The organism is Vitiosangium sp. GDMCC 1.1324 (genome assembly GCF_003044305.1).
GTDB lineage: Bacteria > Myxococcota > Myxococcia > Myxococcales > Myxococcaceae > Archangium.
The window spans coordinates 195,038-209,242 of record NZ_PZOX01000011.1 but is presented as its reverse complement, the minus strand read 5'-3'; the positions used below and the strand labels follow the sequence as shown (position 1 = coordinate 209,242).

13 protein-coding genes are annotated in these 14,205 nt (G+C 66.6%); 6 read left to right on the top strand and 7 right to left on the bottom strand.

Annotated elements, in window-relative coordinates; translation table 11 throughout:
• Positions 1 to 100: 100 nt before the first annotated feature.
• On the bottom strand, positions 101 to 1,123 hold the full coding sequence (locus tag DAT35_RS30005) for an alcohol dehydrogenase (protein ID WP_108071338.1): 1,023 nt from the start codon (positions 1,121 to 1,123) through the stop codon (positions 101 to 103).
• Between the two features lie 406 nt (positions 1,124 to 1,529).
• Between DAT35_RS30005 and DAT35_RS30000 the strand changes: the two genes are divergently transcribed.
• The 3 genes from DAT35_RS30000 (at position 1,530) to DAT35_RS29990 (ending at position 6,114) form a co-directional block, all read left to right on the top strand.
• The gene (locus DAT35_RS30000; RefSeq protein WP_108071336.1) at positions 1,530 to 2,270 is read left to right on the top strand and encodes an alpha/beta hydrolase; all 741 of its coding nucleotides are present in this window, start codon (positions 1,530 to 1,532) and stop codon (positions 2,268 to 2,270) included.
• A 328-nt stretch (positions 2,271 to 2,598) separates the two neighbouring features.
• Positions 2,599 to 3,264, top strand: coding sequence for a hypothetical protein (locus DAT35_RS29995; RefSeq protein WP_108071334.1), 666 nt, complete (start codon positions 2,599 to 2,601; stop codon positions 3,262 to 3,264).
• Between the two features lie 261 nt (positions 3,265 to 3,525).
• On the top strand, positions 3,526 to 6,114 hold the full coding sequence (locus DAT35_RS29990; protein ID WP_108071332.1) for a hypothetical protein: 2,589 nt from the start codon (positions 3,526 to 3,528) through the stop codon (positions 6,112 to 6,114).
• 124 nt (positions 6,115 to 6,238) lie between these two features.
• Here the strand turns inward: DAT35_RS29990 and DAT35_RS29985 are convergent, their stop codons facing one another.
• Complete coding sequence (locus DAT35_RS29985; RefSeq protein WP_146209943.1) at positions 6,239 to 7,846, bottom strand: hypothetical protein; 1,608 nt, start codon at positions 7,844 to 7,846, stop codon at positions 6,239 to 6,241.
• Positions 7,847 to 8,058: 212 nt separating this feature from the next.
• Between DAT35_RS29985 and DAT35_RS29980 the strand changes: the two genes are divergently transcribed.
• From DAT35_RS29980 to DAT35_RS29970, 3 genes are read left to right on the top strand one after another with little or no spacing between them, the layout of a single operon-like run.
• Entirely contained in the window at positions 8,059 to 8,391 is a 333-nt protein-coding gene (locus DAT35_RS29980; protein WP_108071328.1) for a helix-turn-helix transcriptional regulator, read from the top strand.
• A complete protein-coding gene (locus tag DAT35_RS29975; RefSeq protein ID WP_108071326.1) occupies positions 8,388 to 8,954 on the top strand; it encodes an SRPBCC family protein in 567 nt (188 codons plus the stop codon). The genes DAT35_RS29980 and DAT35_RS29975 overlap by 4 nt, the downstream gene beginning before the upstream one ends.
• A gap of 51 nt (positions 8,955 to 9,005) precedes the next feature.
• Positions 9,006 to 9,530, top strand: coding sequence for a DUF1801 domain-containing protein (locus tag DAT35_RS29970; protein WP_108071324.1), 525 nt, complete (start codon positions 9,006 to 9,008; stop codon positions 9,528 to 9,530).
• 53 nt (positions 9,531 to 9,583) lie between these two features.
• Here the strand turns inward: DAT35_RS29970 and DAT35_RS29965 are convergent, their stop codons facing one another.
• Genes DAT35_RS29965 through DAT35_RS29945 form a run of 5 tightly spaced genes read right to left on the bottom strand, consistent with a single transcriptional unit; the run spans position 9,584 to position 14,173 of the window.
• On the bottom strand, positions 9,584 to 10,414 hold the full coding sequence (locus DAT35_RS29965; RefSeq protein ID WP_108071323.1) for a sugar phosphate isomerase/epimerase: 831 nt from the start codon (positions 10,412 to 10,414) through the stop codon (positions 9,584 to 9,586).
• Positions 10,414 to 11,181 carry an NAD-dependent epimerase/dehydratase family protein gene (locus DAT35_RS29960; protein WP_108071321.1) on the bottom strand — a complete coding sequence of 256 codons (768 nt, stop codon included), beginning with the start codon at positions 11,179 to 11,181 and terminating at the stop codon, positions 10,414 to 10,416. Before DAT35_RS29960 ends, DAT35_RS29965 begins: the two co-directional genes overlap by 1 nt.
• Positions 11,182 to 11,187: 6 nt before the next feature.
• Positions 11,188 to 11,979: a glycosyltransferase family 2 protein gene (locus tag DAT35_RS29955; protein WP_108071319.1), complete on the bottom strand. Its 792-nt coding sequence runs from the start codon at positions 11,977 to 11,979 to the stop codon at positions 11,188 to 11,190.
• Positions 11,976 to 12,989 (bottom strand): glycosyltransferase family 2 protein, encoded by a 1,014-nt coding sequence (locus tag DAT35_RS29950; protein WP_108071317.1) that lies wholly within the window; start codon positions 12,987 to 12,989, stop codon positions 11,976 to 11,978. The genes DAT35_RS29955 and DAT35_RS29950 overlap by 4 nt, the downstream gene beginning before the upstream one ends.
• Entirely contained in the window at positions 12,989 to 14,173 is a 1,185-nt protein-coding gene (locus DAT35_RS29945; RefSeq protein WP_233261796.1) for an FAD-binding oxidoreductase, read from the bottom strand. The genes DAT35_RS29950 and DAT35_RS29945 overlap by 1 nt, the downstream gene beginning before the upstream one ends.
• Between the last annotated feature and the right edge of the window lie 32 nt (positions 14,174 to 14,205).

The window sequence follows — 14,205 nt, the reverse complement described above, 5'->3', positions numbered from 1 at the left end:
AGGCTCCCCTCGTTCGGGCGGAGCAACCCAAGAAACGTCGCGGCTGTGGAAGGAGGCTCCTCCCTATGAGCCTCCTTCCACATACGTAGGGCTCCTGACTCTACTTCCCCGTCGTGAGCACGGCGCGGAAGCGCGCCTTGCCGCTCATCATGCGGTCGTAGGCTTCGGCCGCCTTTTCCAGCGGGTAGACCTCGTTCATCGAGCGGACGCCGGAGTGGAGGCTGAAGTTCAGGGTGTCCTGGGCGTCAATGGAGGTGCCGGAGTACCAGCCCTCGATCGCGCGGCGGCCCGAGAGGAGGACGAGAGGTGAGGCCTGGAGGGTGTCGGCGGCGCCGAGGACCATCAGTCGCCCGTGCGGGGCGAGGCCGCCGACTGTCGCGCTCATCGCCGGGCCGTAGGTGACAGTGGCGAGGACGACCTTCGCGCCGCCCAACTTCGTCAGTTCGGCGGCGGGGTCAGAGGCCTGGCTGTCGATGTAGTGGGAGGCCCCGAGCTGCCGCGCGAGCGGCGCCTTGTCCTTCCCACGGGCGATGCCGACCGTGATGAAGCCCATCTTGACGGCGTACTGCACACCGAGGTGGCCGAGCCCACCAAGGCCGAGGACGGCGACGAGGTCGCCAGGTGTGGCACCGCTGTGGCGGAGGGCGTTGAACGTGGTGAGGCCCGCGCACATGAGCGGCGCGGCGTCGGCGGCGGACAACTCCGCGGGAATCAGCGCGAGGCCGGTAGCAGGGGCGATCATGTATTCGGCGTAGCCGCCGTCGAACGAGAGGCCGGTGACCTGCACACCCGTCTGGCAGGCGAAGAAGTCGCCACGGCGGCAGGCGTCGCAGTAGCCGCAGTGCCAGGCGTGCCAGCCGATGCCGACGCGCTGGCCGACGGCCCACCGTGGGGGGACGTTGGGGCCGAGGGCGTCGATGACGCCGACGACCTCGTGGCCAGGGACGCGCGGGTACTGAATGCCGGGCATGTGGCCTTCCTTGGTGAGCGCATCACTGTGGCAGATACCGCAGGCCTGCACCTTGATGCGCACGGAGCCGGGGGTGGGTTCAGGGATGGGGCGTTCGACCAGTTCGAGGGGACCACCGGGGCGGGAGACCTGTACGGCACGCATGTTCGGCATGGTGACTCCGGTCGTGAAGCAGAGTGTCCGTTACGGCGCGAGCGTGGCGCTACGTCTGGAGGATATGCACGGCGTTGGCACGCCTCCGTGTGGAGACAATCGGACAGGTCTTTCCAAAGTGAGACAAATGCTGCGTTCACGATGGAAAGCGCCAATTCCGGTGGCGGCCCAGCGATTCATGGCCAGGCGTGCCGGGGACCCCCCTCACGCCCGCCTCGTGCTCGAGCATCCGCTCGATGGCACGGTGGGTCTTCTCCGTGTTCGTCGGACCCATTCGTTGGAGGCGTGAGGCAACCGCGACGGGCCGCCTCGTGTGGGCCGTTGCTTTCACGCCACCGAGACCGCACCTTCTGGGGGCTCGGAGTGGTCCGAGCGGTGAGCACCGCGTCGCAAGGAGACGAGCGTGATGGCACGGAACAAGCGCTTCAACGTCGTTCTCGTTCACGGCGGCTTCGTGGACGGCTCTGGTTGGCGGAGTGTGTACGAGCTCCTGACGCGGGACGGCTACAGCGTCAGCGTGGTGCAGAACCCGACCACTTCTCTGCTCGACGATGTCGCGGCGACGAAGCTCATCCTCGAGGAGCAGGACCGACCCGTCATCCTGGTGGGACACTCCTATGGCGGCGTGGTGATTACCGAAGCAGGAAACGACCCCAGGGTCGCGGCGCTCGTCTACGTCGCCGCTTTCGCGCCGAGCGAAGGCGAGTCCGTGGACACGCTGATCAAGAACCCACCGCCCGGAGCTCCAGTACCGCCGATCCTCGCGCCGCGGGACGGTCGTCTCTTCCTCGACAAGGAGAAGTTCCACGGAGCGTTCGCCGCCGATCTGGACGCAGGACTTGCCGGGTTCATGGCCAACTCGCAGGTACCGTGGGGGCTCCATGCCCTGCGTGGCGCGGTCAGCAAGGCGGCCTGGAGGACCAAGCCCAGCTGGTACCTCGTCACCACCGAGGACCGGATGATTCCGCCCGAGGCTCAGCGGTCCATGGCCACGCGTGCCGGAGCGACGATCGTCGAGCAGAGGGGTAGCCACGCAATCTATGTGTCTCAGCCGAAAGCTGTCGCTGCCCTGATCGCCGAAGCCGCGAGCGGAACGAAGGCTGCGGCGAGGGAGTCTGAAGTGAATGCTGCCGTGCAGCCGGATTGATTCGTCACGGCGAGTGGGTCTGAAATCAATTCCAACAGCCGCCTCGACGAGCTACTGCCGGTCGCCTGGAAGCGCCTGCGCGCCGTCCATACCTCCTGAGCTCGCCCCGAAGTAGCTCTTGCTCCGAGCACGACCACTGCTTCGCTCGCGACCCTCGCCGAGCGCTGCACCCGTCCGCCTTCAAGCCGCTACCACTACGTCGAACTCCGGACAGGTACCTGCGACCGGTGTGCGACTGCGCGTGCGCGAACCTCGAAGTATGAGATTGGACGCGACACTGGAATGGGCGCTCACCGATTCCTTCGGGATGCAGAACCAGGAGCATTCTATGTTCATGGTCCGGACGCAGTGGAAGGTCGGGCTGGCCGCCCTGCTTGTGGTGACGGTCCTCGCTGTTCCAGGCGCGGTCGTAGCGGAGGGCTCGCACGACTCCATCGCCGAGGCGCGCCAGCAGCCCCTGGATAGCACCGTGACGGTGGTGGGCGTGGCGACGTCGTTCACCGGAGCCTTCTTCCCCAATGACAACGGCTTCGCCATCCAGGAGAAGAAGGCAGGCATCTACATCCTCGACTCGCTCGATGCGAACATCCAGGTCGGCCAGGTGGTCCGGGTGACGGGCACGCTGACCAACTCCTTCGGGCAGGTGCTCAGCGTCGCTCCGACCTCCATCGAGGTGCTGGGCGAGGCGAACGAGCCCCCACCCCACCCCGTGAAGACGGGCGATGTGAGCGAGGAGACCGAGGGCCGCCTCGTCCGCATCAAGGGCACCCTCGTCAGCGACATCGAGGATGACACCCCCTTCGGGTTCAAGTTCGCGGTGGATGACGGCACCGGCCCCACCTTCGTGTTCGTCAATGCCGGCACGGGCATCGACGTGAGCGGGCTGGAACAGGGCCAGCGCGTCGTCATCCAGGGCTTTAGCGGAGAGTTCCTCGGGGAGTACGAAGTGGACCCCGTGTTCCAGGAGGACATCCGTATCCTCCCGTCACCGTGATGCCTGGCTGGGAACGTGTCAAAGGCTTTGGCTGGTTCAACTGCACCCAGGGACGGCGGAGAGGACATCCACGCCGAACGTCCAATCGCGCAAGGTGTAGGCGGGAGTCTACAAAGTCGGGTCGGACTGTAGGCTGAAGACTATTTCCGAAGAAACCTAATGCCTGAAATGACGACAAGTTAGGTGAGGCATGCGCGGTGCATGTGCGCTCAGGCAGGCCGACCACTCCGGTCGCCCCCCCCGAGCAAAGAGAGCACCGCCATGGCCCCCATCGATCGCCGCATCCCTCCCCGCCCCGACGAAGTCGCCAAGCCGAAGCCGCCCCCGAAGCCCGCGCCGAAGATCGAGAAGGTGGAGACGGCCAAGGACAAGGCCACCACCGCGATCAAGGAGTCGAAGAACGCGCAGCAGACGGCGAAGAAGGACGCCCGGGCGTTGGAGAAGGCGGAGGAGAAACAGCAGAAGGCGCAGTCGCACTATGACCGGCTCAACCGCGACGCCGACAACGACCCCAAGTTCTCGCCGGAGCAGCAGAAGGCGCGACGCGACGCACGTGAGGAGGCGAAGAAGCAGCTGGACGACGCCACCGACGACGTGAAGGCGGCGAAGACGAAGGCGGGCGACTCCCGCGCCAAGGCGATGACCGCCGCCGACAAGGCGCTGGCCGCGCAGAAGACCGCCAACCAGGAAGCCACCAAGTCCAGGCAGCCTGTGCCCTTCCCGCTGGCGGACGCGGTGGTGGACACCTTCGACGCGGGCAGCCTCACCGCGAAGCAGCAGACCCAGCTGTTCGGCGCGCCGTCGCAGGTCACCGCCGTGGAGGCGGCGAAGTCGGACGCCGGACGCATCGCCGCGCCGGGCGCGTCGGTGGACCTGAACAAGCTGAAGGCCCAGCTCCAGGAGAACCACGACCCGGCCTACCAGAAAGCGCTGATCCAGGACCTCAAGCCCCAGCTCACCGAGCTGGCCAAGGGGCTCACCGAGGACGTCTGGACCAACGTGGGGCGCAAGGACAGCTCCCAGCAGCAGGCGGCGGCCAACACCCTGGGCCAGCTCGACCAGCTCACCAAGGAGCTGCAGCCGGAGGCGCAGCGCGCGCTGGCGGACGGCTTCGCGGCCGGCTTCAAGGACGGCGCCCGCCTGCTGGGGCAGGAGGGACTGGAGGCGCTGAAGGGCGCCGGCAAGCGGGGCGAGAGCGGCGGGTTCCTCGGGGTGCTCGCGGGGTCGCTGCAGAGCGCCGGCAAGACCGAGTCCGCGCAGTACATGGCGCGGATCGTCAAGGACCAGATCAAGTCGGTCCGCGAGGACTTCGAGAAGAAGGCCGGCAAGGTGGAGGAGCTGAACGCGCGCCTGGCGCACCTGGTCTCCGGCTTCGGCAGCGGGATGAGCGCGGACCAGAAGAAGGCCGCCATCGCCGCCTTCAAGGAGCGCCACAAGGACGAGTACGCCGCGGTGGAGGCGGCCGCGCAGAACCTGCACGGGCTGCTCAAGGCTGCGCCGGAGATGAACAAGGTGCAGGTCTCCGGCGAAGACGGGAAGGAGCTCCAGGGCGAGGTGAAGAACCTGCTCAAGCAGGCCGGCGCCTTCGCGGAGACCGAGTACGGCCAGAAGGCGATCCAGGACGACCTGGCGCAGTCGCTGGAGACGGACGGAGACAAGCCGTCCTCGTCCAGTTGGTTCGACTCCGTCGCTGGCGAGCTGTCCAAGGACAAGGACCTGGGCGACTCCGCGCTGAAGTTCTCCGGCGCGGCCACCAAGGCGGTCGGGGCGCTGATGCTGAACGCGATGGCGGAGAAGGGGCCGGAGGGCGCGACTCAGATCCTCGACGGCCTGAAGAACCACGCCGCCCTCTTCGGCGTCAGCGACGAGGTGATGCAGGAGATGACCCCGCTGATGGAGGCGGTGGTCCGCGGCGACGAGGGCGCGGTCGCGAAGATGAACGAGCGCTACAAGGCGCTCTCCGGGGAGATCAACGGCGGGGTGGGCGGCACCACGACCCTGACCAACGGCAACCGCATCTTCGGCGGGCTGATGATCGCCACCTCCGCGGTGGGCGTGGTGAAGGCGGTCAAGGACGGCGCCGCCGGCGACCTGGAGCTGAAGGATGGCATCAAGGCGGTGGGCGACACCGTCGGCGGCGGCGCGGACACCGCGGCGATGGTTCTGGAGATCATGGGCCGCAACCCGGCCACCCTCACCAAGCTGCTCGGCGGCGCGTCCGGTGTGGGCACGGCGCTGGGCGCGGTGTCCGATGGCATCTCCTCCTGGCAGGAGTTCAAGAACGGCCACGCCCTCACCGGCGGCTCCAAGGCGGCGGCGGCGGTGGGCGGCGCGGTGCTGGCCACCACCCTCATCTCGGGCGCGGTGGGCGCGCAGGTGGTCCCGGTGGCGGGCCAGGTGATCGGTGGCCTCCTCTTCGTCGGCGGCACCGTCGCCGCGGTCTTCTCGTCGGCGAACGACAAGACGAAGGACGCGGAGAAGGACGCGCAGGCGTTCCTGGAGGCGGGCGGCGTCCCCAAGAACGTGGCGGAGAAGCTCAAGGCGTTCGACGAGGGCGTGGACGCGGGCGGCTTCTTCCGCCAGGCCGCCGCCGAGCTGGCCATCAAGCCGGAGCAGCTGCTCGCCAGGCTGAACGGGATGAACGAGGACCAGCTCGAGACCTTCATGAAGGCGGCGAAGGAGACCGAGCACGACAAGAACGGCGTCTTCAACGACAACAAGGACACGACGCCCGGCCAGTGGAAGACCACCACCATCGGCGGCGGCAAGGGCGGCTCGGTGACCAAGGTGCGGCTGGAGGGGATGGAGGATGCGGTCGCCTGGCTGCGCTACCAGCACCTCCCGGTCTAGCCGGGCCCCAGGTGGCCTCCAGTCACTGGTGCAGCACCGCCCACAGCTTGAGGGTCCGGCTGCGGGCGGCGCGCTTGTCGATCAAGACTTCCATCGGTGGCGTCCACCGCTCGTCACGCGGGCTTCACGGGGGATAAATCGTCTGCGAGCACGGGTTCGCGTTGCAGTAGAGCTGTTCATTCGTGTGGCTCGCGGGATAGTCGAGCGAGTAATCGTATCGGGCGGCGAAATTGGCGAGCCTGGTGCCACGATCGGCCATCTCGTTCAAGGTGTAGAGAGTGCCGTTCGGGTTGACCGTCACGGGCCCGGTCAGAAATGCCGAGACCTGGGCATCCTCACCGGCCAACCTGGGGCTGATGTGGAAGACCGTCGAGTTTCCCGTCTCCGTCGCATGACAGCCGCTGCATGTGGCCGCGGCGGCCTTGTGCCGCTTGGTCTCGCCGAGGTTGCTCATCCTCCATACCGTGCTGCTGGTGAAGCGCGTGAACTTGGCTCGGAGCCCGTATCCGCCGGATTTCAGGTCCTGTCCGTAGGGCAGACCCTCCGGTGATGGGTATTGGTTGTTCCCGCAAAGTCCCGACAACTCGTCGACCTCGGCCTGTTCGAGCTTCCGCTCGCCCAGCATGAACGTGAAGTGGAAGTCATTGGCTGGGGCGTTCCATTCCTCCACGATTCGGTTCTTGAGGGTGGTGCTCCCCTGGGCGCAGAGGATTGGCTCTCGACGGAGCTTGCGCGTCGCGAGGTTCCACTGATCGTTCAGGTAGAACTCGCGGTACTCGAACTCGTTGGTGAATGCGCCGGTGGTCGGATCGTAGACCCTCTCTCCTGTTCGAAGGGCAAGGAGGTTGTCTCCGGTGGCGAACAGCTTGACCATCTTGAGCAACAGCGCCTTGTAGTTGGCGTCGGTGTGAGGATACCGGGACAGTTCCTGCCAGAGCCTTGCCCAGCGTGCGCGGCCGTCTCTCCATGCGTCGTTGCCCGCGGGCCCGGTCACGTAGTCGAAGTGGGTGTCGATCTCGTACGTGGTGCTGCTACCGGCGGTGGTCTCCTTCAATGCCGGCAACCGGAATTCCAGGATGAGCGTCATGGGGTACGGCGTGCTCCCGTTGACATCCTGGTTCAGACCGAAGACCAGCCGTGCCTCCCCGAACCATCGCCGCTCGCCCCCCGCCAACTGGCCGCCGCCGCGGCTATCGACGTCACCGGCGATATCCAGTCGGTTGACCACCGCGAGAAGGCGGAACGGACCGTCCTCGTCGTCGGCCGCCCACGGGGTCAGAATCTTCTCTTGAAACGTGTTTCTGATCGTCGGAATCGTCCCGACCTTGACCTGGGTCCAAGCGTTGTGTTCGTCCACGTCCCTGGCGCCTCCTTGGAACGGAGAACGTACGAAGCTCGACAGATCCTTGGGCGGGTCGCCTGGGCGATCCTGGCAGATGCGATAGTTGATGAAGTTGCCGTTATCCTTGAGCAGCCTTCCGAGCGTGAACAGCGGCTTCACGGAAGAATACCCGGCCTGCCTAGTGATGAGGAGGCTCCTGTCATTCACGAGGGTGGGCGCCGGCAGGGTGTTGTCGAGCGTGATGCTGACAGTGCCGTTGAGCGGCACGTAGGGACTACAAACGGCGTCCTCCGCCTGCCCGGTGATGGTCTCGACTGCGGCACCGTCAACGGAGTCCGGTTCTGGCAGGCAAGCCCCCATGGCGACGAGGGCCGGAAGCAAGAGTGCCATGAGAGACGGGGGTTTTCTAAAGAGGGGGGAATCAGAGGCCATGGTGTCGTTTCCTCGGGAATTGAACGGGGCGCAGCTGGAGTGCGGGGAATCCGGGCAGGCGGTTGGAGGCGCGGAAATCGCGCTTTCCAGCATGAACACGGGAGCCGCGCAAAAGTTTCGTGGCCGAATGTGGCTTGACGGGAATATGAACCGATAGGTATATACTCCATATGGAATCATCGTTCGCGATCATCGCGGAGCCGAACCGCCGGACCATCCTCAGTCTGTTGGCGTCGTCGGAATGCTCCGTCGGCGAGATCGAGCGCCAGCTGCAGATGCCTCAGACCTCCGTGTCCAAGCACCTCCGCGTGCTGCGCGAGGCCGGCTTCGTGGAGGCGCGCGTCGAAGCCCAGCGGCGCGTCTATCGGCTCCGGCCCGAGCCGCTCATGGAGGTCGACGCCTGGCTGGCGCCTTTCCGACGCTTCTGGACGGCCCACGTCGATGCGCTCGAACGCCATCTCGATCAGATGGATCAGGCCCCCAGGAAAGGAAAGAAGCGATGAGCCACCGTGAGAAGTACGCGCCCGGCCCCGCGGCCGGAGCCAAGATCCAGAAAGAGGGAGAGAAGTGGACGCTCGTTCTCGTCCGCGACCTGTCCCATCCTCCTGCAAAGGTTTGGAGGGCACTCACGGAGCCCGAGCATCTCCGCGAATGGGCTCCGTTCGATTCTGACCGGAACCTCGGTGCCGTTGGCACCGCAAAGCTCTCCACAGTGGGAACGCCGACGCCGAACGTATCCGAGACCCGCGTGAAGCGGGCTGACGCGCCGAAGGCGCTCGAATATACCTGGGGCGGAGCCGACATCCGCTGGGAACTGGAGCCGCTGGGAGGCAGCGGCACTCGGCTCACGCTTTGGCACAACATCAACCGTGGATTCATCTCGATGGGCGCCGCGGGCTGGCACATCTGCTTCGATGTGCTGGATCAGCTTCTCGCCGGTCAGCCCATTGGACGCATCGTCGGCCCCGAGGCCATGAAGTTCGACGGCTGGCAGCGATTGAACGCCGAGTACGCGAAGCAGTTCGGCGTCGAGCCCCCCGGTTGGCCCTCTCCCCCACGGACTTGAGCTCGAGCCGAAGCGACGAGTCAGGCGCGCGGCACCAACAACGGAGACGACATGAACCCTTCTGAGCTCATCGACAAGGAGATCGCCGATCACCCCGACTGGCGGGGACAGACGATGGCGGAAATCCGTCGCATCATCCGCGAGACCGTCCCCGACGTGACGGAGGAATGGAAGTGGATGGGCACGCCCACGTGGAGCCACAACGGCATCCTCTGCATCTGCAATGCCTTCAAGGACATGGTGAAGGTGACCTTCATCAACGGAGCGAAGCTGGAGGACGTGGACGGCGTCTTCAATGCCGAGCTCGGCGGCAACAAGTGGCGCGCCATCAAGCTCTTCCAGGGCGACAAGGTGAACGCGAGCGGGCTGAAGAAGCTTCTCCGCGCCGCCGTGGCGTTCAATGCCGCCAAGGGAAAGGGCAAGGCCAAACCAGCCACGGCCAGCGGGGCACGAACCGGGAAGTCGGCCACAGCAAAGGAGCGGCTGGCCAAGGCAACAGGAAAGACGACGAAGGGCACCAGGACAGCGCCGAAGGCAAAACGCGCGGCCGCCCGCGGTGCCAGCTCGAAGCGGTAGTGTACTTCAGCAGGCGGGCAGGCCCGGCGCCGAGGGACCCTCTGCGCCCGGAGCTACCCGTTGACGGGCGCGCTCAGCAACTCGCGGTAGGCGCTCGCCGCATGATGAAGCGCCTTGCGCAACGGCTCGATGTTGCCCGTCTCCCCGCTCGCACGCATCTCCAGGGAGACCCAACCCCGGTAGCCCACGCTCCGCAGGTTCCGGGCGAAGTCCTCGTGCCTCGTGCCGCCACTGCCCACCGGCGCGAGGTTCGGCTCGCTGGCATGGAAATGGACCGCCTCGGCGAAAGCGGATGAGTCCAGCAACTCGCCCGTCATGGTCATGCCGCCCGCGTCCAGGTGGAGCCGGAAGCCACGGCTCCCGACCTTGCGCACCAGCTCCAGCCCTTCCGCCGCGGTGGTGATGAAATCGGCGCCATAGGCAGGCGGGTTGGGCTCGATGCACAGAGCGGTCCCGTGCTGGACCGCGAACTCCCCGAGCCCCCGGAAAAACGGCAGCGCGAGCTCCTCCGCCACGCTCCTCGGCAACTCCCCGATGGCGCGGTTCTTCGGTGAGCCGAAGACGAGCGCGGTGGCGCCCAACTGCCCTCCCAGGCGGATGATCCCCGCCAGGTAGTCGAAAGTGGCCTTGCGCGCGGCCTCATCGCCGAAGATGCGCAGCTCGGGGCGCCCGAAGAGCAGCGCCTGCATCGAGACAATCCTCAGTCCCCGCGACTCCCAGCGCCGCCGGTACTCGCGGATCTCCGCGTCCGACGCCTCCAGCGGCTTCGGCCAGACAGCGGTGGGGGCGATCTCCACGCCCTCGGCACCCACCTCCCGCAGGGCCTCCGCGGCCGCTGCATCCTCGGCGCTCTTCCATGCGATGTTGGACGCGGCGAGCCTCATCACGCCTCCTTCCGCTTCGCGTGCACGAAGGCGCGGATGCGCTCGAGCACCTGCGGCTTGGAGTAGAGGTAACCGTCCCGTCCACCGAAGAGGTGGGCGTGCCGGCTGCGCATGTCATACGAAGCCGGCGCATTGTGGGGACGGTTGTCGAAATCCCTCCCGAAGCACTCGCGGGCGATGTCCGCGACGCGGGTCGGCTGCGTGGAGAAGTTGACCACCTGGAGCCCGGCGTCGAGGGCCGTCTTCACGTCCTTCCACAGGTTCTCCAGCCCGTAGAACTGGAACACGCCCTCGGAGTGGATCGCCTCCACCCGGTTGTCGTGGAGGAAGTCGTAGATGACGTTCTTCTTCAGGCCCTCGCCGAACAGCCCGGGGAGGCGGACCACCAGCGCATCGAACCTCGCGCGCACGAACTCCTCCAGCTCGTGGCGGTGCCGCCCGTACGCGTTCGCCGGCTGGGGAATGATGGGGCTGTCCTCGTCCACGTCCCGGGGCACGGAGTAGACGTCGACGGTGGAGATGAGGACCACCTTCCGCGCGCGCACCCGGCCGAGTGCGTCCATCAACCGCCCCAAGCTCTTGCGATCCGTCTCGGGCTCCTGGTTCGCCTTCCACTTCTCCGCGGGGGCGCCCGAGCAGACGAGGATGTCATAGCTCTTCCCCGCCAGCTCCTCGACGTTCTTGGAGTTGAACAGCCCCTCGAAGGTGGCCTGCCGCAGCAGGTTGCCACCCACGAACCCCGTGTATCCGATCAATGCGTTGGCCATGGCCGCCTACCTCTTCTCCACGCCGGGGTCGAACTGGCTCATGCACGCCGCGAAGAGCGTGCGCAGGACGAGCAGGTTTCCGCGAACCGAGCTGATCTTCGTCGGGACGGGCCCGGAGGCCGGGTAGACGCGGGTGACGGGCAGCTCCTTCACCCGGAAGTCGAGCTTCGCGGCGCGAATGGCCAGGTAGTAGTGCAGCTCGTACGCCGAGAACACGTCGCGGAAGGGAGCCACCCGAGGGTCCATCAACAGCCGGCGGCTGTAGGCGCGGAAGCCGTTGGTGGTGTCGGTGTAGCGCACGCCCGACGCGAGGCTGATCAGCGGCGCATGCACCAGCCGGATGCCGAGCCAGCGCGCCATCGGCGTGTTCTCCGCGTGTCCGCCGGGAATGAATCGCGAGCCCTGGACGTGGTCGTAGCCCTCCTCGAGCGCCGCGATGAAGGCGGGGATCGCCGACGGGTCGTCCTTGTTGTTCCCGTCGATGGTGACGATGCCCTGGTAGTCCTTCTTCATCGCATGGGCGAACGCCATGCGCATCTGCGCGCTCAGCTTGCCAGGCCCGGTCTTCACGAGCAGCGTGCTCACGCCCAGCTCGCGCAGGAGGCCGGGCTCGACCGAGCCGTCCGTGCTGCCGCCATCCGCGATGAGGACGTCGGTGTTCGCCGAGACGTCCCGCATCCGCTCCAACTGGGCGCGGATCTTCTTGCCCTCGTTGATGACGGGGATGACGACGCAATACCTGGAGCGAGGAGGCCGGAGCTCGGTCGCCTCGTACGTGGGGACTTCCCAATCCATCATCCAACCCTCGAGAGCTGCTGCTCCGGTGCGGAGTCGGTGGCGATGTTGCGACGCTCCGGCTCCGCCAGCAGCACGTTGCTGTTTTGCTCGTCGAGCACGTGGTACAGCGGCCGCTCCCGGGACTCCTCCATCAGCCGCCCGATGTACTCCGACAGGACGGAGAGGATGAGGAAAACCAGGAAGAAGAGGCCGCCCACCTGCAGCGACAGGGTGGTCCAGCCCTCGGCCACCGTGGACTTGAGCAGGTAGATGGCCAGCACGTAGCCCATGTACACGACGTTCACCAGGCTGGCGCCCAGGCCCAGCCAGCTCACCAGCCGCAGGGGATTGGTGGACTGGCTCACCATGATGTTCATGGCCAGGCCAACCGACTGCATGAAGCTCCGGTGGCGCGGGGGCTGGTGCCGGTGGAGCGGCTCGTAGGGAATCTCCCGGCTGGAGTAGCCCACGGACGAGCTGAGCAGCCGCAGGTAGCGGTAGCGGTCCTTGATGCGCGTCACCGCGTTGACCGCCTTGCGGCTCAGCGCCCGGAAGTGGGTCGAGTTCTTCGGCAGGTGGATGTCCAGCAGCCGGACACACAGCCAGTAGAAGAGCGCCGCCCCGGCCCGGAGCCAGAAGGGCTCGCCCTGGCGCGAGGTCCGCACGCCGTACACGTTCCCCACTCCCGAGCGGGCCTGCTCCACCATCTCGGGGACGAGCGCGGGCGGATCCGAGTCCGGCATCATCACCACCACCATGTCCCCAATGGTCATGTCCAGACCCGAGGCAATGGCGTTCTCCACCCCGAAGCTGCGCGACAGGCGGATGTAGCGGATGCAGGGCTGACGCTTGAGGAGCACCCCCATCCGCTGGGCAGTGTCGTCCTCGGAGCCGTCATCCACCAGGATGAGCTCGTAGTTCGAATAGTTGGCTCGCAGGACGGAGAGCACCTCGTCCGCGAACGACTCCAGGATGGCCCCGTCATTGGAGAGCGGTGCCACCACGGAGACAAAGCAATCCTTGATCGCCATCAGCTCAGCTCTCCCCGGGCGCGCATCTCGTCTATCTCCTGCAGCACATCGAAGACGTTGTCGATCTTGCCGCCCATCACACAAAAGAGGTTCTTCAATCCGTGATGCGCCTTGAACAGGATGGGGCGGCTGTCGTCCGCCTCACTCGCGGGGAGGATCGTCTTGGTCTCCCAGAGCGAGTCCACATAGCGCGACCCCGAAAGACAGGGCAGGTAGCGCGAGGCGTCCTTCACCATGTGAAGGAAGCGCGACGGCCCCGGAGGACCCTTGCCCACCGGATCTCCGCCCGCCCGAACGTCCCAGGAGAAGTGGGGCGTGTACCGGACATGGCTGAGCGTGTGCGCCTTGCGCGTGGGGAACGGCATCACCGAGAAGAACGGGCCGCACATCACCGTGATGCCCGCCTGCTCCAGCTCCTTCGGGGGGTGCACCAGCGCCATCTCGGTCGCCTCGAACTTCAGCGAGAGGGGCGGAAGCTCGGAGGCCCTGAGCAGCTCGTTGATGCCGGAGTAGGTGCAGTTGAAGACCCGCCCGGCGGTGAGCTCGTCCTCGCTCCCCGTCGTGCTCCGCCGCAGGGTGACGGCCAGGTGCTGCCCGGCGGAGCGCACCTTGCGCGCCTCGCACTGGAGCCGGACCTCGACGCGCGCCCGATCCAGCTGCCGGTCCATCTCCTGGCGCAGGATGGAGGAGTCGAAGGCGTACTCGCGCACCTCGAAGACCGCCTCGATGAGGTCGGGGTTGAACAGCCGGCCCACCGCCCCGGGAGCCGGCTTGAGCGGAGCGCCGATCCGCTCGCAGAAGGCCTTGAACTGCGCGGCGGTGACGCTCGAGAAGACCCGGCCCACGGCGTAGTACTTGGCGAAGTCGTTGACGATGGCGCTCCGGTACGTGTCCACGAAGCGATCGAAGTTCATCCGCGACCGGAGCGCGGTCAGCAGGCTGCGCGGGTAGTGGTAGCCGTTGTGCACGCGGGCTTGGTTGGAGTACGAGGCGCGCTGAAGCAGCGCCGGCTCCCGCTCGACCAGGAGCACCCGCTCCTGGAAACCCGCCAAGTGAGCGGCCAGGGAGGCGCCGAAGAAGCCTCCGCCAACCACGATCGAGCTGTAGTCCGGACCTCCCATAGACGATGGGGCGTAGAGCACAGGAGAGAAGACCGGGTCAAGCACCCCCTCGGCTCGACGCACGGGGCTCCCTATGGCATACGGGGCGTCCCGTC

Coding starts and splice junctions, on each gene's coding strand:
- DAT35_RS30005 (WP_108071338.1), bottom strand. CDS start 1,123: ATGCCGAACATGCGTGCCGTACAGGTCTCCCGCCCCGGTGGTCCCCTC.
- DAT35_RS30000 (WP_108071336.1), top strand. CDS start 1,530: ATGGCACGGAACAAGCGCTTCAACGTCGTTCTCGTTCACGGCGGCTTC.
- DAT35_RS29995 (WP_108071334.1), top strand. CDS start 2,599: ATGTTCATGGTCCGGACGCAGTGGAAGGTCGGGCTGGCCGCCCTGCTT.
- DAT35_RS29990 (WP_108071332.1), top strand. CDS start 3,526: ATGGCCCCCATCGATCGCCGCATCCCTCCCCGCCCCGACGAAGTCGCC.
- DAT35_RS29985 (WP_146209943.1), bottom strand. CDS start 7,846: ATGGCACTCTTGCTTCCGGCCCTCGTCGCCATGGGGGCTTGCCTGCCA.
- DAT35_RS29980 (WP_108071328.1), top strand. CDS start 8,059: ATGGAATCATCGTTCGCGATCATCGCGGAGCCGAACCGCCGGACCATC.
- DAT35_RS29975 (WP_108071326.1), top strand. CDS start 8,388: ATGAGCCACCGTGAGAAGTACGCGCCCGGCCCCGCGGCCGGAGCCAAG.
- DAT35_RS29970 (WP_108071324.1), top strand. CDS start 9,006: ATGAACCCTTCTGAGCTCATCGACAAGGAGATCGCCGATCACCCCGAC.
- DAT35_RS29965 (WP_108071323.1), bottom strand. CDS start 10,414: ATGAGGCTCGCCGCGTCCAACATCGCATGGAAGAGCGCCGAGGATGCA.
- DAT35_RS29960 (WP_108071321.1), bottom strand. CDS start 11,181: ATGGCCAACGCATTGATCGGATACACGGGGTTCGTGGGTGGCAACCTG.
- DAT35_RS29955 (WP_108071319.1), bottom strand. CDS start 11,979: ATGATGGATTGGGAAGTCCCCACGTACGAGGCGACCGAGCTCCGGCCT.
- DAT35_RS29950 (WP_108071317.1), bottom strand. CDS start 12,989: ATGGCGATCAAGGATTGCTTTGTCTCCGTGGTGGCACCGCTCTCCAAT.